Source organism: Rathayibacter sp. AY1C4, from assembly GCF_002932195.1.
Classification (GTDB): domain Bacteria; phylum Actinomycetota; class Actinomycetes; order Actinomycetales; family Microbacteriaceae; genus Rathayibacter.
This window is the reverse complement of sequence record NZ_PSWE01000007.1, coordinates 1-20,424: the sequence shown is the minus strand read 5'-3', so window position 1 is coordinate 20,424 and position 20,424 is coordinate 1. Positions and strand designations below refer to the sequence as shown.

Below are 20,424 nucleotides of genomic sequence, written 5' to 3'. Positions count from 1 at the left end.
TGTGCAGGAGTCGTCGCACTCGCAAGCACGCAGGAGTTGTCGCACTCGAGCTCGAGTGCGACGACTTTCGCGCACTCGCGGGGGCGGGGAGCGGGGCGGAGACGGGGAGCGGGCGGGCACCGCCCACCCGCGCCCCGCCACCCGCGTCAGCCGATCGTCACGAGGGCGGCGAACAGCTCCGGCGCTCGGCGGTCGACGATCCGACCGCCGACGCGGATGCCCACCAGCGCGAAGACGGTGCCCAGCACGAGGGCGGCCGCCAGTCCGATCAGGCCGAAGGCCGGGTCGCCGCCGATGAGCGAGATCGCGCCGAGGACGATCGACGGGAGCGCCAGCAGGCCGGTCGCGGCCATGCTCCCCAGCATCACGACGCTCGAGATCATCCCGGAGCCCGGCGGCGTCTTCAGCGGGCTGTCCCCCGGCCCGGGCACGGGGTAGACGACGAGCGACGAGGCGACGCTCGACACTCCGAACCCGCTGAGAACGAGGGCCAGCGCCATGCCCAGCACGGCCGGGATCGCGTCGGCGCGTCCCGCGTACAGCGCGGTGCCCACCGCCACGGCGACCACCGCAGGGACGCCGATGATCGCGGCGGCGACGACGCGACCGGCGCGGTCGGCCGACCCCGTCACTCCGGAGCTGACGTGCGCCGCCCAGGCGGTGCCGTCGTACGACACGTCGGCGCAGAGGGTCACGCCGAAGATCAGGCCGACGAGCACGGCCGAGAGCAGCACGAAGGTGTCGCCCCCGCTGCCGATCGCGGAGTAGAAGACCGCGAGGACGACGACGGCGGGGATGACGAGGAGCCCGCGGCTGTAGCGCGGGTCGCGCCACCAGTAGCCGAGGGCACGCGCGGCGACGGCGCCGGTCGGGGTGCCGGGGAAGCGCCCGAACAGGCCGAGGCCCGCGGATCCGGAGGCGGAGTGCGCGCCGGACGCGGCGGGCTCCGCGAGCGCGTGCCGCAGCGCCCGGGCCCACGCCCAGACGAGGACGGCCAGCGTCGCGAGCCCGATCAGCAGGCGCGCGATCGCCGCGACCCAGTCGCCCGCGACGACGGATCCGGGGACGGCCCAGATCGCGCCGAGCGGCGACCAGCCGAGGGCGCCCGCGATCACGGGCAGGACGTCCAGGCCGTCGCGGATCACGTTGGTCAGGCCGAAGAAGAGCGGTCCGAGCAGGATGACGACGACGAGCACGACGCCGCCGATCACCTCGCGGTAGCGGCGGCTCGAGCCCAGGCCCGTGGTGAGCGCGCCGATCAGGCGGGACGCGACCACGCAGGTCGCGACGCCGATCACCGCGGCGACGAGGCCGGGCAGGATGCCGATCGGACGGCTCCACCAGGCGGCGGCGGAGGCGAGCGCCCCGAGCGTGGTCACCACGCCGGGGATGCCCGCGAGGCCCGCGGCGGCGAGCCCGAGGAGGAGGGTCCGCAGCGGGATCGGGAAGGTCGCGAGGGTGGGCAGGTCGAGGCTCTGGTCGGAGCCGGACAGGAAGATCGGCCCGAGCACCCAGCCGAGGATCAGAGCGGAGCCGCCGAGGACGATCGCGACGTTCGCGAACGCCGGGTCCGTGCCTCCGAGCGCGACCAGGCCGGCCGCGACCAGGCCGAGCACCGCGATCGCGTAGAGACCGCCGAGGATCACGCCGATCAGCTGCCACACGTTCCGCGTCAGCGAGTTGCGGAGCAGGAGCAGCCGCAGCCTCAGGAGATGCGCAACCATGCCGGTCCCTCCTGGTGGGTGCGGCCGCCGACCAGCTCGACGAAGCGCTCCTCGAGGCTGGAGCCGGCGCGGACCTCCTCGAGGGTGCCGGAGGCGAGCACGCGGCCGTCGGCGATGACGGCGACCCGGTCGCACATCCGCTCGACGAGGTCCATGGAGTGGGACGAGACGATGACCGTGCCGCCCGACGCGACGAAGCCGGTGAGGATGTCGCGGATGTTCGCCGCCGAGACCGGATCGACCGACTCGAACGGCTCGTCGAGCACCAGGAGGCGCGGGGCGCGCACGAGCGCGCAGGCGAGCGCGATCTTCTTGGTCATGCCCGCGGAGTAGTCCACGACGAGCGTGCGGTCGGCCGGATCGAGGCCGAGCAGGGCGAGGAGGTCGTCGGTCCGCTCGACGACGACGGATCGCTCGAGCCCGCAGAGCAGACCGTAGTAGGTGACGAGCTGCAGACCGGTGAGGCGGTCGAACAGCTTGACGCCGTCGGCGAGGACGCCGATCAGCCGCTTCGCCTCGAGGGTGTCCTTCCAGACGTCGACCTCGTGGATCGTGACGACGCCACTGTCGGGGCGGAGCAGGGCCGTGGCCATCGAGAGGGTCGTCGTCTTGCCCGCGCCGTTGGGGCCGACGAGCCCGAAGAAGGAGCCGGCGGGGACGTCGAGGTCGATGTCCTTCACGGCCTCCTTGTCGCCGAAGCGCTTGCGGAGGCCGCGGATCCGCAGAGCGACCTCGCCGTGGCGGCCGGAGGCCTCGGGGGCGGCCCACGCGGGGGTCGCGGAGTCGGTGAGCGCGGGGTCGGTGCGCGCGGAGTCGGTGTGCTCGGCAGCGGTGCCGTCGGCGGCGGTGCGCGCGGCGGCGGTCTCGGTATCCGTGCCGTCCTGGGGAATGCCGGGGGGCGTCGTCCCGTCCATGTGTGTCCCTTCCGGGCCGCGGTGGGCGGCCGCTCCTCCACCCTAGGCAGGCGCTGCGGTCGGGGCATCCGTCCCGCGATGGAGTCAAGCTGAACGCGCCGGCGCGGCCCCGGCGGCTCGACGGGGCGGGGCGGGAGCACGGCCGCCTACGCTGGCCCCATGCCCACGCTCCTCCTCGTCCGGCACGGACGCACCACCGCGAACACCGCGGGGATCCTCGCCGGACGCACCGCCGGAGTGCGGCTCGACGACGTCGGACGCACGCAGGCGGCGCGCACCGGGAAGCGGCTGGCGGCGGTCGAGCTCGCGACCGTGGTGTCGAGCCCGCTCGAGCGGTGCCGGCAGACCACGCGCTTCGTCCTCGAGCGGCAGACGGGATCGCCGGCGACGGTGATCGACAAGGGCATCACCGAGTGCGACTACGGCGACTGGTCGGGGCGCTCGCTGCGGGATCTCGCGACGGAGCCGCTCTGGGCGACGGTGCAGAACCAGCCCTCCGCGGTGGTGTTCCCCGGCGGCGAGGGGATGCTCGCGATGCAGGCCCGGGCCGTGTCCGCGATCCGCCGGCACGACGCGGCGGTCACGGAGGAGCACGGGGCCGGCGCGGTGTGGGCGGCGGTCAGCCACGGAGACACGATCAAGGCGATCCTCGCGGACGCGCTCGGCATGCACCTCGACCTGTTCCAGAGGCTCAGCGTCGGACCGGCGTCGGTGTCGATCATCCGCTACGGCGCGGGGCGGCCCGAGGTCGTCGCGATGAACACGGACGCCGGGGACCTGGGCTGGCTGCGGAAGGCGGCCCCCGTGGCGGACGCCGCCGTGGGTGGCGGGGCGGGGCACGAGTAGGCGCGGGTTCGGGAGGGCCGCTTCAGGGCTCGATCGAGCGGCAGGGATGCGGGTGCTCGGCGGCGGTGGATCTCGATGCGCCCGCTCCGCGGGGGGCTCGGTCAGCAGGAGGGGCGGGCCGCTCGATCGGCAGACCGCCCGAGGCCGACGCGCGCAGCCACTGCGGAGGCGGGCGCTCGTAGACTGGGGGCATGCCTCCGATCGTGCACGGATTCGACTGGCCCGATCGCGTCGTCGTGGGGACCGTCGGCTCACCCGGCTCGCGCTCCTTCTACCTCCAGGCCAAGACCGGGCCCCGCGTGGTCAGCGTCGGCCTCGAGAAGCAGCAGTCGGCCCTCCTCGCCGAGAAGATCGACGAGATCCTCGACCAGCTGATGACCGCCCAGGGCAACCCGGTCAGCGTCCCCGCCGGCACTCCCCCGGAGCTCGTCGACAACGACCCGCTCGACCAGCCCGTGGACCCCGAGTTCCGCGTCGGCGGGCTCAGCCTCGGCTGGGACCCGTCCACCGCGCAGATCGTGATCGAGGCCTACCCGCTGACCGAGGCGGAGGACGACTCCGAGGAGGAGCCCGAGCCCACCGAGATGCTGCAGGTGAAGATCCCGGTCGGGACGGCGCGCGCCTTCGCGAAGCGCACCCTCGAGGTCGTCGGCGCCGGACGTCCGCTCTGCCCCCGCTGCGGCGAGCCGATGGATCCCGACGGGCACGACTGCCCGCTCGCATGAGCGACCCGGGCGGGCTCGACGGCGAGCTGGAGCTGGCCGGCCGGATCACGATCGCCTCGAACGCGACGTTCCTCGCGCAGCTCGGCGAGACGTCCGTCGTCTACAAGCCGATCTCGGGCGAGAAGCCGCTGTGGGACTTCCCGGACGGCGTGCTCGCGGGCCGCGAGGTCGCCGCCTACCTCGTCTCGGAGGCGCTCGGCTGGAACGTGGTGCCGCGCACGTGGCTCCGCGACGGTCCGCTCGGGCCGGGCATGGTCCAGCTCTGGCAGGACATCGATCCGGACCAGGACGCGGTCGACCTGGTGCCCGCCGACGCCGTGCCCGACGGATGGCGGCACGTCCTCGACGGCAGCGACGAGGAGGACCGCGACATCTCCCTCGTGCACGAGGACTCGACGGCGCTGCGCCGGATGGCCGTGTTCGACGTGGTCGCCAACAACGCGGACAGGAAGGGCGGGCACGTGCTCGCGCTGCCCGACGGCCACCGCTACGGGGTCGACCACGGCCTCACCTTCCACTCCGAGCACAAGCTGCGCACGGTCCTCTGGGGCTGGATCGGCGAACCGCTGCTCGAGGAGGAGCTGACGGCGCTGGCGCTCCTGCGCGCGCAGATCGACGGACCGCTCGGCGAGGCGCTCTCGGAGCTGCTCACCGAGGACGAGGTCGCCGCGTTCGCGAAGCGCTGCGAGCGGCTCGGCTCCTTCGGCCGCTTCCCGGGCCCGCGGGGCGGAATGCCCGCGGTGCCCTGGCCGCTGTTCTGAGCCGGGCGCGGTCAGAACTCAGGACGAACGCCTCCGGAGCGGCGGAGACGCGCTGATCCTCAGGCGCGGGAGCGGATCCCTCCTGCATCCTGAACGGCTCAGAAGCTCCAGCCGCGGCCGAACAGCTCCTCGCCCGGCGCTCCGCCGCCTCCCGGACCCGCGCCGCGAGCGCCGAGGTAGGAGGAGACGACGGCCGCTCCCAGGTCCTCCGCCTCCGGGTTCACCACCGAGCCGCCGACCCGACGGGCGAGCGAGTCGATGAAGCGGGCGAGGCCCGGGTCGTCGCCCAGGCGGAAGAACGTGGTGTGCGCGCCGAGGCGGAGCGACGCGTCGAGCTCGCGGACCGAGACGGCGACCGTCAGCGGGTCCGGCGGGTAGTCGAAGAAGACGCCGCCGTCGGGCTCGAGGTGCGCGGTCGGCTCGCCGTCGGTGACGATGAGCAGCACCGGCTGCGCGTTCGGGTGCTTGCGGAAGTGCCGGTTGGCCAGCAGCAGCGCGTGGTGCAGGTTCGTGCCCTTGTCCCACTCCGCGTCCAGGCCCACCAGCTGCTCGACGTCCATCACCTCGGCGCGTCGGCCGAAGGCGACGAGCTGCAGCGCGTCTCCGCGGAATCGGCTGCTGATCAGGGTGTGCAGGGCGAGCGCGGTGCGCTTCATCGGCACCCAGCGGCCGTCCATCGCCATCGAGAACGAGGTGTCGACGAGGAGCGCGACACAGGCCTGCGTGCGCGCCTCCGTCTCCTGCACCTCGACGTCGTCGATCAGGATGCGCACCCCCGAGCCGACAGGTCGGCCCTCGCCGGCGGTGCGGGTGAGGGCGTTGGTCACCGTGCGGGGGATGTCCCAGGCCTCGGTGTCGCCGAACTCCCACGAGCGCGTCGCTCCGGAGCGCTCGCCCGCCGCGCCCGCACGCCGGACGTCGCGGGCGCCCTGACGGCCGGAGACGGTCTCGGCGATGTCGCGCAGGAGCGCCTTCCCGAGCTGGCGCATGGCCTTCGGGCTGAGGGCGAGGCGGCCGTCGGAGCCGCGGCGCAAAGTCCCGGAGTCGCGCAGGGCCCGCTCCAGGCGCTTCAGCGTCTGCGCGTCGACGGAGGCGTCCTCGCCGAGGCGCTTCGCCAGCAGGTCGAGGTCGAGGTCGTCGAGGGAGGAGCGGTCCGTCTGCGCGAGCTGGTCGGCGAGGGCGTCGAGGTCGGCCAGCTCCTGGAACACGCCCGTCCCGTCGCCGAGGCCGAGCCCCTGCTCGCCGTCCATCCGCTCGGAGCCGCCCCAGTCCTCGCCGGGACGGAGCCCCCGCAGGGTCTCGTCGAGGCGGCCGAGGGACTGCATGAGCTCCGGCGTGCCGAAGGCCTCCTGGGCGAGGGCGTCGAGCTCGGCGCGCTGCTCGGCGGTCATCGAGTTGCGCATCCGCTGGGCCGCCGCCGCGCGGGCGGCGAGCGCGTCGATCAGCTCGTCCACCGACTCCGGGCCCTCGGGGAAGTACTCGCCGTGCTGCCCCATGAAGGCGTCGAACTGCTCGGGGGTGTCCTCCCCGCGCGCGTGCGCCTCGAGCAGCTCGTTCAGGTCGCGGAGCATCGCGTCGATCGCGGCCCGGTCCTCGTCGCTCGCGTTCTCGAGGGCCTGCTTCATCCCCTCGAAGCGCTGATCGAGCATCTCGCGGCCCAGGAGCTCGCGGATCCGCTCGAAGTCGGCGCGCGCCTCGGGGCTCTGCCAGCGGTAGTCGCGGAGCTCCGAGACGGCCGCGGCCGGCGAGGGCGGGAGGCTGTCGAGCTGGATCTCGGCGAGCGCGCGGTCGCCGTCGTCCATCTGCGTGTCGCGGGCGAGCTGCTTGCGCTCGGCGAGGACGGCCTTGTCGAGGAGCTCGCGGATCTCGCGGAGCGTACCGTCGAGGTTGTTCCTCTGCGTGAGCTCGCGACGCCGCTCGGCGACGCGGGCTGCCAGGTCGTCCAGGCCCTCGCGGTCGCGGGTGCCCCGGCGGAGGAACTCGCGCAGGGCGCGCTCGGGCGAGGTGCCGCCCATCACGTCCTCGCCGATCGCGTCGAGGGCCTCCTTCAGGTCGACCGGAGGAGCGAGCGGATCGGGTCCCCCGTCGTACTTCGCGTAGCGCGCGTCGCGCTTCAGCCGCCGGTTGCCGCGCGGAGCATCAGCCATAGACGGCCTCGCCCCCGCCCGTCTCCTTGCTCAGCTTGCGCGAGAGGTAGAGGCCCTCGAGGGCGAGCTCGACCGCTCCGGCGCGGCGCCCCTCCCCCACGGCGTCGAGGCGCTCGGCGACCTCGTCGTACACGCGGGCCTCGCCCAGCAGCGGCAGGCCGGCCAGGAACTCGCGGGCGGTCACCTGCTCGCCCGTCGTGATCATCGCGCCGTTCTCGACGGCCTCGACGAGCGGCCCGAGGTCGACGCCGCGCAGGTGGGCGCGGACGGTCTCGGCGGTGGCCTGACGGAGCAGGTGGTCGAGGATCTCGTCCTCGCGGCCCTCCTCCCCCGCCTCGAACTCGATCTTGCCGCCGAGCACGTCGACGGCGGTCTCGAGGTCGATGGGGCGGGCGACCGCCTCCTCCTCGCCGCGGCGGGTGGCGCGGTGCAGGGCGGCGGCGGCGATCGTCTCGGCGCCGGCGATGGCGAAGCGGGCGCTGACGCCGCTGCGCTGGTCGACGGAGCTCGACTCGCGCAGGGCCCGCGTGAAGCGGGCGAGGATCTCGATGAGCGCATCGGGCACGGTCGCGACGAGGTCCGCCTCCTGCCGGATGACGGCGACCTCGTCGACGAGAGCCGTCGGGTAGTGGGTGCGGATCTCGGCGCCGAAGCGGTCCTTCAGCGGCGTGATGATCCGGCCGCGGTTCGTGTAGTCCTCCGGGTTCGCGCTCGCGACGACGAGGACGTCGAGGGGGAGGCGGAGGACGTAGCCGCGGATCTGGATGTCGCGCTCCTCCATCACGTTGAGCATGGCGACCTGGATCCGCTCGGCCAGGTCCGGCAGCTCGTTGATCGCGACGATGCCGCGGTGGCTGCGCGGGATGAGGCCGAAGTGGATGGTCTCCGGGTCGCCCAGGCTGCGGCCCTCGGCCACCTTCATCGGGTCGACGTCGCCGATGAGGTCGGCGACGCTGGTGTCGGGGGTGGCCAGCTTCTCGACGTAGCGCTCCTCGCGGGGCTTCCACCCGACGGGCAGGTCCTCGCCCAGCTCCTCCGCGCGGCGGCGGCTCTCCGTGGTGATCGGCTCGTAGGGGTGCTCACCGAGCTCGGACCCCTCGATGACGGGCGTCCACTCGTCGAGCAGGCCGACGAGGGTGCGCAGGAGGCGGGTCTTGCCCTGGCCGCGCTCGCCCAGCAGGACGATGTCGTGGCCGGCGATGACGGCGCGCTCGACCTGCGGGATGACCGTCTCGGCGAAGCCGTGCAGGCCCGGCCAGGGATCGCGGCCCTCGCGCAGGGCGTCGAGCAGGTTGTCGCGGATCTCGGTGCGGAGGCTCTTCTGCACGTGCCCGGAGGCACGGAGCTGGCCGAGGGTCTGGGTCGTCGGGCGCATCACCTCGGCAACGCTACGCCGCAGGTCCGACACGTGGTGGAGGTGCGGCGGATTCGCGGCGCGGGCTTGCGCGGGCGCCGCGCCGCGGACGGCTCAGCGCTCGAGGCGAGGGGCGGCGGCGAGCAGGCGGCGCGTGTACTCCTCCTGCGGCGCGGCGAGGAGCGACGCGGCCGGCCCCGCCTCGACGATCCGACCCTCGCGCATCACGGCGATGCGATCGCTCATGTGGGCGATCACGCCGAGGTCGTGCGAGATGAGAAGGAGGGCGAGGCCGTGACGGCGCTGCAGGTCGTCGAGCAGGTCGAGGATCTGCGCCTGCACCGACACGTCGAGGGCCGAGACGGGCTCGTCGCAGATCAGCACGTCGGGGCGCGTCGCCAGCGCCCGGGCGATCGAGACGCGCTGGCGCTGACCGCCGGAGAGGGTCCGCGGCGAGCGCCGCTCCAGGGCGGGGTCGAGCCCCACGCTCTCGAGCAGCGCGGGCACGGAGGCTGCGCCGGCGTCGCGGAGGAGGCGGCCGACGCTCCAGCGCGGGTCGAACGAGGAGAGACTGTCCTGGTAGACGGCGCCGATCCGCGGGCGGCGGGGACGGCGGGAGCGCTCGGTCGCTGCCGACCACGGCTCGCCGAACAGCTCGACGGCGCCCGCGTCCGGACGCCGCAGCGCCAGCACGAGCCGGGCCACCGTGCTCTTGCCCGACCCGGACTCGCCGACGAGCCCCACGGTCTCGCCGCGCCGCAGCCGGAGGTCGACGTCGTCGACCGCGACCCGCACTCCTCCGCCGGGCAGCGGGAAGCGGGCGGCGAGTCCGCGGGCCGCGACCACGACCTCGCCGGGGGTCTCGGGCGGCGTCGCCGGTGCGGTCGGGTCGGTGAGCCGGGAGCCGCGCGGGCGCCCGGCGGGGACAGCGGCCACGAGCGCGCGGGCCTCGGGGCTGCAGGGCGCGCGCAGCACCTCGGCCGCGGTCCCCTCCTCCACCACGCGGCCGTCGGCGAGCACGAGGATGCGGTCCGCGAGGCCCGCCACCACCGCGAGGTCGTGCGAGACCAGGACGAGCGCCCGGCCGCGCGCCTTCTGCTCGGCGAAGAGCTCGAGCACGCGGGCCTGGACGGTGACGTCGAGCGCGGTGGTCGGCTCGTCGGCGACGAGCAGCGGCGGATCGAGCGCCACGGCCGCCGCGAGGAGGGCGCGCTGGCGGAGCCCGCCGGAGAGGTCGCCGGAGCGCTCCCGCATCCGCTCGGCCGGCTCCGGCATGCCGACGCTCGCCAGGGCCTCGACCGTCCGCTGCGCGCGCTCGGCCGCGGGGAGGCGGCCGTGGAGGCGGAGCACGTCGCCGATCTCGCGGCCGATCGGGCGCAGCGGGTCGAGCGAGAGCAGCGCGTCCTGCGGGACGAAGCCGACGGATCCGCCGCGCAGCCGCCGCAGCTCCCGCTCGCCCGCTCCGACCACCTCGGTCCCGCCGACGCGGACGCTCCCGGTCACGGCGCCTCCGCTCAGCCCCAGCAGCGCTCGCGCGGTGACGCTCTTGCCCGACCCGGACTCGCCGACGATCGCGACGCACTCCCCCGGCTCCACGCGGAACGAGACCCCGTGCACCACCTCGACTCCGTCGAAGGCGACCCGGAGCCCCTCGACGACGACCGCGCTCACCGCGCACCCCGCAGACGCCCGCCGAGGACCGTCGTCGCGATCGTGGTCAGCACGATCGCCAGCCCCGGGAACACGGTCAGCCACCACGCGCTCGCGAGGTAGGTGCGGCCCGCCGAGAGCATCGCGCCCCACTCCGGCGCGGGCGGCTCGGCGCCCAGGCCCAGGTAGCTGAGGGCCGAGGCCCAGACGATCGCCTGGCCGACGCCGAGGGTCGCCAGCACGGCGAGCGGCCCGAAGGTGTTGGGGAGGACGTGCCGGACGAGGATGCGGACGGGTCCGTGGCCCAGCACGCGCGCCGCCTCGACGTAGCCGGAGTCGCGGATGCCGAGCAGCTGCGTGCGCAGGATGCGGGCGTACCCCGGCGCGGTCGAGAGGCCGACCGCGATGGTGGCGGGGACGACTCCGGGACCCGTGACCACGATCACGAGCAGCGCGAGCAGGAGCGCGGGGAAGGCGAAGAGCACCTCGAGTACGCGGCCGATCACGCCGTCGACGACGCGGCCGCCGAACGCCGCGACCACCCCGAGCACCGCGCCGAGGACGAGGCCGATCGCGGTGGCGCTGGCGCCGATCAGGAGGGATGCGCCGGCCCCCGCGATGAGGCGGCTGAGGACGTCGCGACCGGACTCGTCGGTGCCGAGCAGGTGCGCGGCACCCGGTGGGGTGAAGGCGTCGCGCGGGGCGACGGCGAGCGGATCGGAGGGGGCGAGCAGCCCGGGCGCGACGGCGGCGAGCAGGAGCAGCACCACGAAGACCGCGGCCAGCACCTCGCCGGCGCGGAGGCGGGAGGGACCCCGGCGGAGCGGGCGGGCGGCGCGCAGCTCGAGCTCGCTCACGCGACCGCCTCCCGCCGGGCCAGCCGCGGGTCGATCACGCGCGTCAGCAGATCGGTGGCGACGGTCACGACGATGTACGCCAGCGCCGTGACCAGCACGACACCCGTCACCACCGGCACGTCACGGACGGTCACCGCCGCGAGCAGAGTCCGGCCGAGCCCCGGCCTCGCGAAGATCGTCTCGACCACCACGGCCCCGCCGATCAGGTAGCCGAACGCCCAGCCCGAGAGCGAGACCCCTGGCAGCACCGCGTGGCGCAGCGCATGGCGGGCGCGGACGCCGAGCTCGCCCTCGCCGCGCGCCCGAGCGGCGAGCACGAACGGCGACTCCAGCGCGTCGAGGAGGGAGCGGCGCATCACCTGGCCGAGGAAGCCCGCCAGCGGGATCGCGAGGGTGAGCGTCGGCAGCACCAGCCCGGCGGGCGACCCTGTGCTGACCGGGGGCAGCCAGCGCAGCGCGGTCGCGAAGACGGCGATCAGCACGGTCGCCAGCCAGAAGTGCGGGAGTGCGGCTGCCGTGAGCTCGAGGCCGGACCCGACCGCGGCGGCGAGGCGGCCGCCCCGGGTCGACCAGAGGGCGGTCGCGAGCGCCAGGATCCATGCGGCGGTGAGCGCGAGCACGGCGAGCAGGAGGGTGCCGGGCAGCTGCTCGCCGAGGATCTGCGCGACGGGAGTGCGCAGGGAGTAGGAGGTGCCGAGGTCGCCGCGCGCGAGCCTGCCGAGCTGCACCAGGTACTGCACGAGGAGCGGCTGGTCGAGGCCGTACTGCTCCCGCACCGCGGCGAGCGCCTCGGGCGACGCCTGCGAGCCCGGACCGCCGAGGATCGCCTGCGCCGGATCGCCGGGGACGAGGCGGATGAGGACGAAGACGGCGGTCGCGACGGCCCACAGCACCACGAGGGCGCCACCGAGGCGGAGGAGCACGCGACGGATCATGCGGGCGGGCGTCCTCTCTGGTCGGGGCGGTGGAGGGGGGCGTCGTCGAGGTCCGCTCCCTCCGGAGCACGCGATGCGCGACCGTCGGCGGCTACTCGACCAGCATGGAGGACGGACCCCTGCTGATCGAGCAGCCCGCGGAGCGGGCGTCTCGAGCTCCGCCCGTCCCGATCCCGGGGTCTCGATGCGCCGCCGCGGCGACTACTCGACCGGCATGCGTCCGCTCATCGATCGGTGCAGGCGGCTCTCCGGGGCCGGGTCAGACCCAGGCGTCGGCGAACCAGGGGGTCGACACGGTGTCGAGGGCGACGAGACCCTGGACGGCCGACCGGTGCAGGTAGTGGTTCTGCTGGTCGTAGAGCGGCAGGATCCAGTAGCCCTCGAGGACGATCCGCTGCGCCTGCTCGTACAGGTCGGCGCGGGCGTCCTCGTCGGTCGTGGCGCTCGCCTGCTCGAGCAGCGAGTCGAGCGCGGGGTCGGCGATCTGCGCGTGGTTGGCGAAGTAGCCGCTCGGCGCGGGGGTGATGCCCGAGGAGGAGTAGAGGATCCGCAGAACGTCGGGTCCGACCTTCGTGTACGGGGCGCTCACCAGCTCGTACTCGTTCGACGCGAGCGCGGTGTACCAGCTCGACAGGTCGAGCAGGCTGATCCGCACGTCGAAGCCGAGGGTCTTCGCCGAGGCCTGGATCTGCTCGAACAGCGACTGCTCGGCCGGGATCGACTGGTTGGTGCTGACGGGGAAGCGCAGCGTCAGCGGCGTGCCGTCCTTCTCGCGGATGCCGTCGCCGTCCGAGTCCACCCAGCCGGCCTTCTCGAGCAGGTCCTCGGCGGCGGCCGTCTCGGAGTCGGACCCGGCGTCCTCGAAGAGCGACGGGTCGGAGTACGCGGTCGCCTCGCGGCTGGACAGCGGGGAGTAGGAGCGCTCGGCGGTGCCGAAGAAGAGCGAGTCGATCGCGTCGTTCACGCCGACGCCGCGGACGAACGCCTCGCGGACGGACTCGTCGTCGAACGGCGCCTGGCCGGAGTTGAGCTCGAGGCGGTTGACCGCGCCGGGCCGGGGCGCGTCGAGCTCGACGAGGTCCGTGGCTCCGGTCGCGGCCTTCAGAGTGTCGGGCTGGGCGTTGTCGAGCACGTCGACCTCGCCCGACTGCAGCGCCGCGTAGCGGGTGGCGGAGTCGGGGATGAAGCGCCAGGTGATGCTCGCCAGGTGCGCGGGGCCCTCGTGGCCGTCCCCGGTCGGGCCGGTCGACGCGTCGTAGGCCTCGTTGCGGGTGAGGGTCACGTGGTCCTGCCTGACCCACTCCGAGACGGTGAAGGGGCCGGTGCCGACGGGCGCCTCGCAGTTCGCCTCCTCGCCGCGGGCGATGCCGGCGGGCGACTCGATCGCGGTCCACGGCTGCGCGAGCGACTCGAGCAGCGCACTGTCCGGCGCGGTCAGGGTGAAGCGGGCGACGGTCGGCGAGACCGCGGTGACGGAGGCGACCTTCGCCACGGCGAGGTAGCCGGTGGAGGACTTGGTCGCCGGGTCCTGCAGGTGCGCGATGTTCGCGGCGACCGCCTCCGCGTCGAGGGCGCTGCCGTCGGTGAAGGTCGCGCCCTCGCGCAGGGTGAAGTCGTAGCTGAGCGCGTCGTCCGAGACGGTCCACGACTCGGCCAGCCACGGCGTGATGGTGCCGTCGGCGTCGCGCGAGACGAGCGACTCGAGCACCTGTGTCGCGAGGAGCGCCTGCGGGTAGTTGCCGCCGACGTGCGGGTCGAGGCAGGTGGGCTCGGCGTCGCCGGACGCGTAGGTGAGGGTCCCGCCGTCGACGGGGGCGCTGGAGGCGTCGGGCGTCTCGGCGGTGCAGCCGCTGAGCAGGAGCGCGGCGGCCGCGACGGCGGCGGGGAGGGCGAGGAGGCGGGAGCGCAGCGGCATGACGTCTTTCGTGGAGGGGTTGGGGGTGCACGCATTTCTTGGACGCGACCCAGGAAACGCTAGCAGGGCGTGGAGGCGGCGGACGGGGATCGCTCGGATCCGTGGAGGAGCGCCCGGATCCCGCGCTGGGGAGGGACGAACCGCGCTGTCAGAGGCCCCTGATGCGCCAGGCGGTCGAGAAGGGCCTCCGCTCTCCTACTGTCGACGCATGACCTCCGCCGTGCTCGCCCTCCTGTTCGGCTCCGCCGTCGCCCTCGTGGGCCTCGTGCCCTGGGCCGCCCTGCAGTACCGGCGGCGCGGCGTCCTCGGGATCGGCAACGCGGTGCTGGCCTTCGCCGCCGTGGTCTACGCGCTCGCCCTCGTCACCTACACGCTCCTCCCCCTGCCCGACGAGGCGACGGTCGCCGCCGCCTGCCGCACCGGATCGGGTCCGCAGCTGCGCCTGTTCGCCTTCGTCGGCGACATCGCGAAGGAGGGCGGGATCGACGGGCCCCGCGCGCTGCTGACGAACCCCGCGTCCGCGCAGGTGCTCCTGAACGTGGTCTTCTTCGTCCCCCTCGGGATGCTCGTCCGACACCTCGCTCTGCGCGGGCGCCTCGTCGCCGGGCTGATCGGCGGCACCGTCGTCGGCTTCGCCGTCTCGCTCCTCATCGAGGTCACGCAGCTCACGGGCGACTGGTTCCTCTACCCGTGCGCCTACCGGCTCTTCGACGTCGACGACCTGCTGGCCAACACGGCCGGCGCCCTGCTCGGCACCCTCCTCTCCCCCGTCCTCCTCCTCTTCACCCGCCGGACCGAGGGCGCGGTGCCGGAGCTGGCGCGCCCGGTCACGATCCGCCGCCGCGCGTTCGGCATGTTCTGCGACGTTCTCGCGCTGAGCCTCATCACGGGCGCGCTCGTCTCGATCACCGGGGTCGGCCTCGTGCTCGCGGGGGTGGACACGCGCTCGAGCCCCGGGGACGTGGTTCTCGGAGCCCTGCCGTTCGTCGCTCCGCTGCTCCAGCTCGTGATCGTGCTGCGGTCCGGACGGACCCTCGGCGAGACGGTGGTGCGCCTGCGTCCCGAGCCGCGACCGCTCCTCTGGCAGCGGCTCGTGCGCTGGGCGGCGGGATCGGGCGGCTGGTCGACCCTGCTCGCCGTCGAGGGCGGCTTCTGGTCGCTGCTCGCCTTCGTCCTCGCGGCGGCCGCGATGATCGGCCTGGTCGCGACACGGGGCCGCCGGGGGACGGCGAACGCGCTGGCTCGCCTCGACGTCGTGGACGAGCGGGCGGAGGCGCCGTCCGCCATACGGAAGACGGACTGAGAGGAGCCTGCCGGACGCCTGGGCCGGCCGGTGGTCAGACCGCCGCGCGGAGCCCCTCGACCAGGTCGTGCTGCGCCTCGCGGCCGGCCCGCGTGGGCACGAGCGGGTACACGTGGACCTGCCCGACGGCCTCGTGGAGCTCGAACGGGACCCCGGCGGCCGCCGCCCGCTCGGCCAGCACGTGGGCGTCCGGATTGAGGACGTCACGCGTGCCGCTGAAGACGGTGAGCGGACCGAGACCCGCCAGGTCGCCGAACAGCGGGCTGACCGCGGGATCGAGCAGGTCGAGGGCGCCGCGCCAGCTCTCGGCGAGGACGCGACCGCCCGGGGTGCCGAGCCAGGGATCGGTCGGCTGCACCTCTTGGATGCGCGGATTGCTCCAGGAGAGGTCGAGCGCGGGCGAGACGAGGGTGGTGCGCGGCAGGACCACCCCGTCGTCGCGCAGGGCGAGAGCCGTCGAGAGGGCGATCTGGCCGCCCGCCGAGTCGCCGGCGAGGCAGGTCGCGCCGTGCCGCTCCAGACTTCGCAGCACCAGGCCTCGGACGCCGTCGCGCGCCTCGAGCGCCGTGCCGAAGGGCACGAGCGGGTAGATCGGGAGGGTCACCGCGACGGAGGCCTCGTCGGCGATGCGGGCGGCGAGCCACCAGTGCTGGGGCGCGATCTCGTTCACCCAGCCGCCGCCGTGGACGTAGACGACGCCGCCGCGGATCACCCGCGGGCGGATCGTGTAGACCGGCCAGGAGCCGACCTGCTCCACGTCGACGCGCACGCCGGGCCGGAGGCGGGGCGGCGGGCCGTAGGAGGCGGGACGGAGCGCGCGCTCCCGGATGCGGCGACGGGCTCCCTCCGCGCTGACGAAGGTGCGGTTCGCACGGGCGAGCCGGAGCGCGAGCGGGACGAGGGCATCGGGGACGACGAGCGGCATCGCCCGAGCATCGCGCACCCCGGTGCGCGGCGGCTGGGCGGCGACGGGCTGCGCGGCTGCCGACTCTGGGGCGACGGACTCGGCCGCCACCGACGCGGCGTCGACGGACTCGGCCGCCGATCCACGGAGGTCGGAGGACGCGGCGCGGGCTCCGCGGACGGAGCGTCGGAACCCGCGGACGCAGCGTCGGAGACCGCGGTCGTCGCCCGGGCACCCCGCGGACAGCACGACGGCCCGGCCCGTGGAGGGAGCCGGGCCGGGGCCGCCGGTCAGCGTGGTGCCTGCATGCCCGCGGAGCGCGGGTCGGCAGCCACCTCGCTGTCGCCGTGCGCTGCGGGTCAGCGGCGCGCGGCGGAGCGGCCGGCGAAGCGGGTGTAGACGAGCAGGACGATGATCGCTCCGATGATCGAGCCGATGATGCCGGCGGGCTGGAAGAAGCCGTCCATCGGGTCGTGCTGGAAGATCAGGAAGCCGAGGAAGCCGCCGACGAACGAGCCGACGATGCCGAGCACGATGGTCATGCCGATGCTGATGCTCTGCTTCCCGGGGACGATGAGGCGGGCCAGCGCTCCTGCGATGAGTCCGACGACGATGAGGCTGATGATGAGACCGAGCATGGCGGTCGTCCTTCCGTTGTGCGGGCGGGGGCCCGCTGATCGGTTCCGCGGTTGCGGGACCGGTGGCTACGCAACCACCCCGGAGGAGGCGGCGGTACACCCCTGGGGGTGTGCTCGCCCCGACGAGTCGTGCGGTAGCGTCCGACCATGACCCGCCGCGCGCCCCTCACCGTCGCGCTCGTCGACGACTACGACGTCGTCCTCACGGGCCTCGCGCACATGTTCGACCACTACCGCGATCGGGTGGTCGTCGCCGAGATCGACGCGAACGCCTCCCTCTCCGATCGGATCGACGTCGTCCTCTACGACTCGTTCGCCCAGCCGGAGTCGGACCACCACGAGATCGCGGAGCTGGTGCGCAACGAGCGGGCCGAGCACGTGGTCGTCTACACCTGGAACTTCGCGCCGACGCTCATCGCGGACGCCCTCGAGCAGGGCGTCCACGGCTACCTCTCCAAGACCCTGCCGGCGCGGGAGCTGGTGGCCGCGCTCGAGCGGGTGGCCGCGGGCGAGGTCGTCGTCAGCGATCCTCCGCGGCGGGCGGGCAGCGCACCGGGCCTCGACTGGCCGGGCCGCCACGAGGGCATCACCGACCGGGAGTCGGAGATCCTCGCGCTCATCACGCAGGGCAAGAGCAACGCCGACGTCGCCGCGCTCACCTACCTCAGCCCCAACACGGTGAAGTCCTACATCCGCAGCGTCTACGGCAAGATCGGCGCGACCAGCCGCACGCAGGCCGTCCTCTGGGGCGTCGACCACGGCTTCACCCCCGACCACCACCGCATCGACCACTGGCTCGGCGGCCCCTGACCCGCGCCCGCGGGACGCCGCTCCGGTACGCGACCCGCCGACGAACGCGCACCCGGGAGGCGTCTCGCAGGAGGGGGCGGGGGCGCACGCACCGCTACGGTGTGGCCATGCCCCTCGACCGCGCGCCGACCATCCGCGACGTCGCGGTGCGGGCCGGAGTGTCGTACCAGACGGTCTCGCGGGTGCTCAACGACAGCCCCCAGCTGCGGCCGCGCACCCGGGAGCGCGTGCTCGCCGCGATCGAGGACCTCGGCTTCCGCCCCAGCGCCGCCGCCCGCGCCCTGGCGACGAGCCGCTCCGGCCTGATCGGGATCCTCGCCGCCGAGAGCCACAGCTTCTACGGCACCGCCACCGCGATGGCCGCGATCGAGCAGGCGGCGCGCGACGCGGGCTACCGGGTCCCGGTCGTGAACGCGGCGCCGGACGCGGAGTCGCTGGCCGACGGTCTCGCCCACCTGCAGCGGGAGTCGGTGGAGGCGATCGTGGTCCTCGCCCCGCAGGAGCGCGCGCTGGAGGCGATCGAGAGCCTCGCGATCGGCGTCCCCTCGGTGACGCTCGGCGCGACGGACCGCGGCGCCGACTCCCTGCTCCTCGTCGACCAGGCGGCCGGAGCGCGACTGGCGACCGAGCACCTCGTCGGCCTCGGCCACACCCGCATCGCGCACCTCGCCGGTCCGCAGCACTGGGTGGAGGCGCAGGCGCGGCTCGAGGGCTTCGGCGCCGGGATGAGCGCGGCCGGCCTCGACCCCGTCGCCGTCGTGGAGGGCGACTGGAGCGCCGAGTCCGGCTACCGCGCCGGCCTCCGCCTCCTCGACTCCTCGCCCCGGCCGACCGCGGTGTTCGCCGGCAACGACCAGATGGCCCTCGGACTCCTGCACGCCTGCACCGAGCGGGGACTGCGCGTGCCCGAGGACCTCAGCGTCGTCGGCTTCGACGACGTCCCCGAGGCGGCGCACTACCAGCCGCCGCTGACCACCATCCGCCAGGACTTCGCGGAGGTCGGCCGCCGCACGATCGGCGTCGTGCTCGCGGAGCTGCGCGGCGAGGAGCCCGCCGTCGACCGCCCGGTGCCGCCGGTGCTGGTCGAGCGGGCGTCGACGGCTCAGGCCTGAGCAGCACCGGCCCCCGCCTCACCCCGCGTGCGGCAGCAGCACCTCCACGCGCCCCTCGCGCACCCGCGTCTGGAACCGCGGCTGCGGCGAGGTGGCCGGCCCCCGCAGCACCTCGCCGGTCTCGAGCGAGAAGGCGCTGCCGTGCCACGGGCACGCGACGCACGCCTCCCCCGAGCCGTCCGCCGAGACCTCGCCCTCGTCGAGCGGGCCGGAGAGGTGGCTGCAGACGTTCGAGAGCACGTCGATCCGCTCGCCCCGCCGGAAGGCGAGCAGGGGGAGGCCCGCGACCTCCCTCCTCACCGGCGTGCGCTCGGGCAGGTCCGCCAGGGCGCCGAGCTCCTGCCAGCCCGAGGGGAAGCGGTGCGGCACGTCCTCCGCGTGGTTCGCCCCCGCCGCCTGCCGGTAGCTGAGGTGGCCGCCCAGGTAGCCGCCTCCCGAGACGACGGCGAGCCCGAGCATCCCGAGCACCTTCCCGCTCGTGGTGCGCCCGCGGCGGCGCTGCACCCACGACGCGGCGTAGAGGCCCGTCGCGACCACGTTGGCCGCCGAGTGCACCAGCCCGACGCGGGTCTGCTGCTCGTGCAGCTCCGACCAGTCGGTGAAGCCGGAGGCGGCGGTCGGCAGGACGCTGATCACGCCGACGCCGACGAGGGTCCTCGCCGCGCGCTGGTTCCCCGGCAGCAGGTCGAGCACCGCCGCCGACACCCAGGCGCCGGTGGGCACGAGGACGAGCAGCGGATGGACGGGGTGGCCGACCGGGACGCCGTGCAGCACGTCCCGCACCGGCTGCGGCCGGACCACCGCGTTCACGGCCCGCTTCACCCGGCCGACGAGCGGATCGAGGGCGGCGGCGTTCTCGAGGCGGGTGACGAGTCTGACGAGTCTGATCTCACGCATGCCTCATGCGACCAAGCGGGCGGCCCCGGCGGAAGGGGCTTGCGGCGGAGGAGGAGCAGTCGGACCCCGTCGGGCGGCCCCTCGCTTGCCGACCCCGAGCCGTTTCGCCTACGCTGACCCGGGGCTTTGTGAACGGTCACATCGCCCGAGCGAGGAGCATGATGGACCAGCGCAGGCCCACCCCCGCCGACGTGATCACGAGCGGCGCCACCGCCCTCGGCATCGAGCTCGGCTCCACCCGGATCAAGGCGTGCCTGGTCGACGCGGCCGACCCGTCCGTGGTCCTGGCCGTCGGCAGCCACGAGTGGGAGAACCAGTTCGTCGACCGCCGCTGGACCTACTCCCTCGACGCCGTCCACGCGGGCCTCCAGGCCGCCTACGCGGACCTCGTCGCCGACGCCTCGTCGCGCCACGGCGTGCAGCTCTCCTCCGTCGGGGCGCTCGGCGTCTCGGCGATGATGCACGGCTACCTCCCCTTCGATGCGGCCGGCGGGCTGCTCGTCCCCTTCCGCACCTGGCGCAACACCAGCACCGGGCCCGCGTCGGCCGAGCTCACCGAGCTGTTCGGCGCGAACATCCCGCTGCGCTGGTCGCTCGCGCATCTGCACCAGGCGGTCCTCGACTCCGAGCCGCACGTCGAGCGGATCGATTTCCTCACCACCCTCGCCGGCTACGTGCACTGGCGCCTCACCGGCGAGAAGGTCCTCGGAGTCGGCGACGCCTCCGGCATGGTCCCGACCGACCCGGCGACCCGCGACTACGACCAGCGCGTCGTCGACCTCTACGACGAGCGCGCGGCCGGCGCCGTGAAGCCCCTGCGCGAGCTGCTGCCCGCCGTGCTCCCCGCGGGCGCCGACGCCGGCTCGCTCACCGCCGAGGGCGCGCTCCTGCTCGACCCCACCGGCGCCCCCGGCCCGGCTCCCTCCACGGGC

18 protein-coding genes are annotated in these 20,424 nt (G+C 74.5%); 7 read left to right on the top strand and 11 right to left on the bottom strand.

Annotated elements, in window-relative coordinates; all coding sequences use genetic code 11:
- Nucleotides 1-146: 146 nt before the first annotated feature.
- Together C5C99_RS05050 and C5C99_RS05045 are read right to left on the bottom strand one after the other, a co-directional pair.
- Nucleotides 147-1,724 carry a transporter gene (locus C5C99_RS05050; RefSeq protein WP_104262323.1) on the bottom strand — a complete coding sequence of 526 codons (1,578 nt, stop codon included), beginning with the start codon at nucleotides 1,722-1,724 and terminating at the stop codon, nucleotides 147-149.
- Entirely contained in the window at nucleotides 1,706-2,638 is a 933-nt protein-coding gene (locus tag C5C99_RS05045; protein WP_104339702.1) for an ABC transporter ATP-binding protein, read from the bottom strand. The genes C5C99_RS05050 and C5C99_RS05045 overlap by 19 nt, the downstream gene beginning before the upstream one ends.
- 159 nt (nucleotides 2,639-2,797) lie before the next feature.
- On the opposite strand from C5C99_RS05045, the gene C5C99_RS05040 reads away from it, so the two are divergent.
- The 3 genes from C5C99_RS05040 to C5C99_RS05030 all read left to right on the top strand — a co-directional run bounded on the left by C5C99_RS05040 (nucleotide 2,798) and on the right by C5C99_RS05030 (nucleotide 4,970).
- Nucleotides 2,798-3,484 (top strand): histidine phosphatase family protein, encoded by a 687-nt coding sequence (locus C5C99_RS05040; RefSeq protein ID WP_104339701.1) that lies wholly within the window; start codon nucleotides 2,798-2,800, stop codon nucleotides 3,482-3,484.
- A gap of 191 nt (nucleotides 3,485-3,675) precedes the next feature.
- Complete coding sequence (locus C5C99_RS05035) at nucleotides 3,676-4,209, top strand: DUF3090 domain-containing protein (RefSeq protein ID WP_104339700.1); 534 nt, start codon at nucleotides 3,676-3,678, stop codon at nucleotides 4,207-4,209.
- Nucleotides 4,206-4,970, top strand: coding sequence for an SCO1664 family protein (locus C5C99_RS05030; RefSeq protein WP_104226043.1), 765 nt, complete (start codon nucleotides 4,206-4,208; stop codon nucleotides 4,968-4,970). The genes C5C99_RS05035 and C5C99_RS05030 overlap by 4 nt, the downstream gene beginning before the upstream one ends.
- Before the next feature lie 98 nt (nucleotides 4,971-5,068).
- On the opposite strand, the gene C5C99_RS05025 is transcribed toward C5C99_RS05030, so the two are convergent.
- From C5C99_RS05025 to C5C99_RS05000, 6 genes are all read right to left on the bottom strand, one after another.
- A complete protein-coding gene (locus tag C5C99_RS05025) occupies nucleotides 5,069-7,117 on the bottom strand; it encodes a VWA domain-containing protein (RefSeq protein WP_104339699.1) in 2,049 nt (682 codons plus the stop codon).
- Nucleotides 7,110-8,492: a magnesium chelatase gene (locus C5C99_RS05020; RefSeq protein ID WP_104339698.1), complete on the bottom strand. Its 1,383-nt coding sequence runs from the start codon at nucleotides 8,490-8,492 to the stop codon at nucleotides 7,110-7,112. The genes C5C99_RS05025 and C5C99_RS05020 overlap by 8 nt, the downstream gene beginning before the upstream one ends.
- 93 nt (nucleotides 8,493-8,585) lie before the next feature.
- Nucleotides 8,586-10,142 (bottom strand): ABC transporter ATP-binding protein, encoded by a 1,557-nt coding sequence (locus C5C99_RS05015; protein WP_104339697.1) that lies wholly within the window; start codon nucleotides 10,140-10,142, stop codon nucleotides 8,586-8,588.
- Nucleotides 10,139-10,978 carry an ABC transporter permease gene (locus C5C99_RS05010; protein WP_104225046.1) on the bottom strand — a complete coding sequence of 280 codons (840 nt, stop codon included), beginning with the start codon at nucleotides 10,976-10,978 and terminating at the stop codon, nucleotides 10,139-10,141. Before C5C99_RS05010 ends, C5C99_RS05015 begins: the two co-directional genes overlap by 4 nt.
- Nucleotides 10,975-11,913 carry an ABC transporter permease gene (locus tag C5C99_RS05005; RefSeq protein WP_104339696.1) on the bottom strand — a complete coding sequence of 313 codons (939 nt, stop codon included), beginning with the start codon at nucleotides 11,911-11,913 and terminating at the stop codon, nucleotides 10,975-10,977. Before C5C99_RS05005 ends, C5C99_RS05010 begins: the two co-directional genes overlap by 4 nt.
- A gap of 259 nt (nucleotides 11,914-12,172) precedes the next feature.
- Entirely contained in the window at nucleotides 12,173-13,828 is a 1,656-nt protein-coding gene (locus C5C99_RS05000; RefSeq protein WP_104339695.1) for an ABC transporter substrate-binding protein, read from the bottom strand.
- A 208-nt stretch (nucleotides 13,829-14,036) separates the two neighbouring features.
- On the opposite strand from C5C99_RS05000, the gene C5C99_RS04995 reads away from it, so the two are divergent.
- Complete coding sequence (locus tag C5C99_RS04995; RefSeq protein ID WP_181027251.1) at nucleotides 14,037-15,131, top strand: VanZ family protein; 1,095 nt, start codon at nucleotides 14,037-14,039, stop codon at nucleotides 15,129-15,131.
- A gap of 34 nt (nucleotides 15,132-15,165) precedes the next feature.
- Here the strand turns inward: C5C99_RS04995 and C5C99_RS04990 are convergent, their stop codons facing one another.
- Together C5C99_RS04990 and C5C99_RS04985 are read right to left on the bottom strand one after the other, a co-directional pair.
- Nucleotides 15,166-16,056: an alpha/beta hydrolase fold domain-containing protein gene (locus C5C99_RS04990; protein WP_104269145.1), complete on the bottom strand. Its 891-nt coding sequence runs from the start codon at nucleotides 16,054-16,056 to the stop codon at nucleotides 15,166-15,168.
- Between the two features lie 338 nt (nucleotides 16,057-16,394).
- Complete coding sequence (locus C5C99_RS04985) at nucleotides 16,395-16,673, bottom strand: GlsB/YeaQ/YmgE family stress response membrane protein (protein ID WP_104225042.1); 279 nt, start codon at nucleotides 16,671-16,673, stop codon at nucleotides 16,395-16,397.
- A 147-nt stretch (nucleotides 16,674-16,820) separates the two neighbouring features.
- On the opposite strand from C5C99_RS04985, the gene C5C99_RS04980 reads away from it, so the two are divergent.
- Nucleotides 16,821-17,483: a response regulator transcription factor gene (locus C5C99_RS04980; protein ID WP_104225041.1), complete on the top strand. Its 663-nt coding sequence runs from the start codon at nucleotides 16,821-16,823 to the stop codon at nucleotides 17,481-17,483.
- A 107-nt stretch (nucleotides 17,484-17,590) separates the two neighbouring features.
- Entirely contained in the window at nucleotides 17,591-18,595 is a 1,005-nt protein-coding gene (locus C5C99_RS04975; protein WP_104225040.1) for a LacI family DNA-binding transcriptional regulator, read from the top strand.
- A gap of 18 nt (nucleotides 18,596-18,613) precedes the next feature.
- On the opposite strand, the gene C5C99_RS04970 is transcribed toward C5C99_RS04975, so the two are convergent.
- Nucleotides 18,614-19,492 (bottom strand): Rieske 2Fe-2S domain-containing protein, encoded by an 879-nt coding sequence (locus C5C99_RS04970; RefSeq protein WP_104308061.1) that lies wholly within the window; start codon nucleotides 19,490-19,492, stop codon nucleotides 18,614-18,616.
- A gap of 158 nt (nucleotides 19,493-19,650) precedes the next feature.
- On the opposite strand from C5C99_RS04970, the gene C5C99_RS04965 reads away from it, so the two are divergent.
- Nucleotides 19,651-20,424 (top strand): FGGY family carbohydrate kinase (locus C5C99_RS04965; protein WP_374953726.1); only part of this gene is annotated, 774 nt, incomplete at its 3' end.

What these genes read in the sequence shown, in the direction of transcription:
- C5C99_RS05050 (WP_104262323.1), bottom strand. Translation starts at nt 1,724, where the DNA reads ATGGTTGCGCATCTCCTGAGGCTGCGGCTGCTCCTGCTCCGCAACTCG.
- C5C99_RS05045 (WP_104339702.1), bottom strand. Translation starts at nt 2,638, where the DNA reads ATGGACGGGACGACGCCCCCCGGCATTCCCCAGGACGGCACGGATACC.
- C5C99_RS05040 (WP_104339701.1), top strand. Translation starts at nt 2,798, where the DNA reads ATGCCCACGCTCCTCCTCGTCCGGCACGGACGCACCACCGCGAACACC.
- C5C99_RS05035 (WP_104339700.1), top strand. Translation starts at nt 3,676, where the DNA reads ATGCCTCCGATCGTGCACGGATTCGACTGGCCCGATCGCGTCGTCGTG.
- C5C99_RS05030 (WP_104226043.1), top strand. Translation starts at nt 4,206, where the DNA reads ATGAGCGACCCGGGCGGGCTCGACGGCGAGCTGGAGCTGGCCGGCCGG.
- C5C99_RS05025 (WP_104339699.1), bottom strand. Translation starts at nt 7,117, where the DNA reads ATGGCTGATGCTCCGCGCGGCAACCGGCGGCTGAAGCGCGACGCGCGC.
- C5C99_RS05020 (WP_104339698.1), bottom strand. Translation starts at nt 8,492, where the DNA reads ATGCGCCCGACGACCCAGACCCTCGGCCAGCTCCGTGCCTCCGGGCAC.
- C5C99_RS05005 (WP_104339696.1), bottom strand. Translation starts at nt 11,913, where the DNA reads ATGATCCGTCGCGTGCTCCTCCGCCTCGGTGGCGCCCTCGTGGTGCTG.
- C5C99_RS05000 (WP_104339695.1), bottom strand. Translation starts at nt 13,828, where the DNA reads ATGCCGCTGCGCTCCCGCCTCCTCGCCCTCCCCGCCGCCGTCGCGGCC.
- C5C99_RS04995 (WP_181027251.1), top strand. Translation starts at nt 14,037, where the DNA reads ATGACCTCCGCCGTGCTCGCCCTCCTGTTCGGCTCCGCCGTCGCCCTC.
- C5C99_RS04990 (WP_104269145.1), bottom strand. Translation starts at nt 16,056, where the DNA reads ATGCCGCTCGTCGTCCCCGATGCCCTCGTCCCGCTCGCGCTCCGGCTC.
- C5C99_RS04985 (WP_104225042.1), bottom strand. Translation starts at nt 16,673, where the DNA reads ATGCTCGGTCTCATCATCAGCCTCATCGTCGTCGGACTCATCGCAGGA.
- C5C99_RS04980 (WP_104225041.1), top strand. Translation starts at nt 16,821, where the DNA reads ATGACCCGCCGCGCGCCCCTCACCGTCGCGCTCGTCGACGACTACGAC.
- C5C99_RS04975 (WP_104225040.1), top strand. Translation starts at nt 17,591, where the DNA reads ATGCCCCTCGACCGCGCGCCGACCATCCGCGACGTCGCGGTGCGGGCC.
- C5C99_RS04970 (WP_104308061.1), bottom strand. Translation starts at nt 19,492, where the DNA reads ATGCGTGAGATCAGACTCGTCAGACTCGTCACCCGCCTCGAGAACGCC.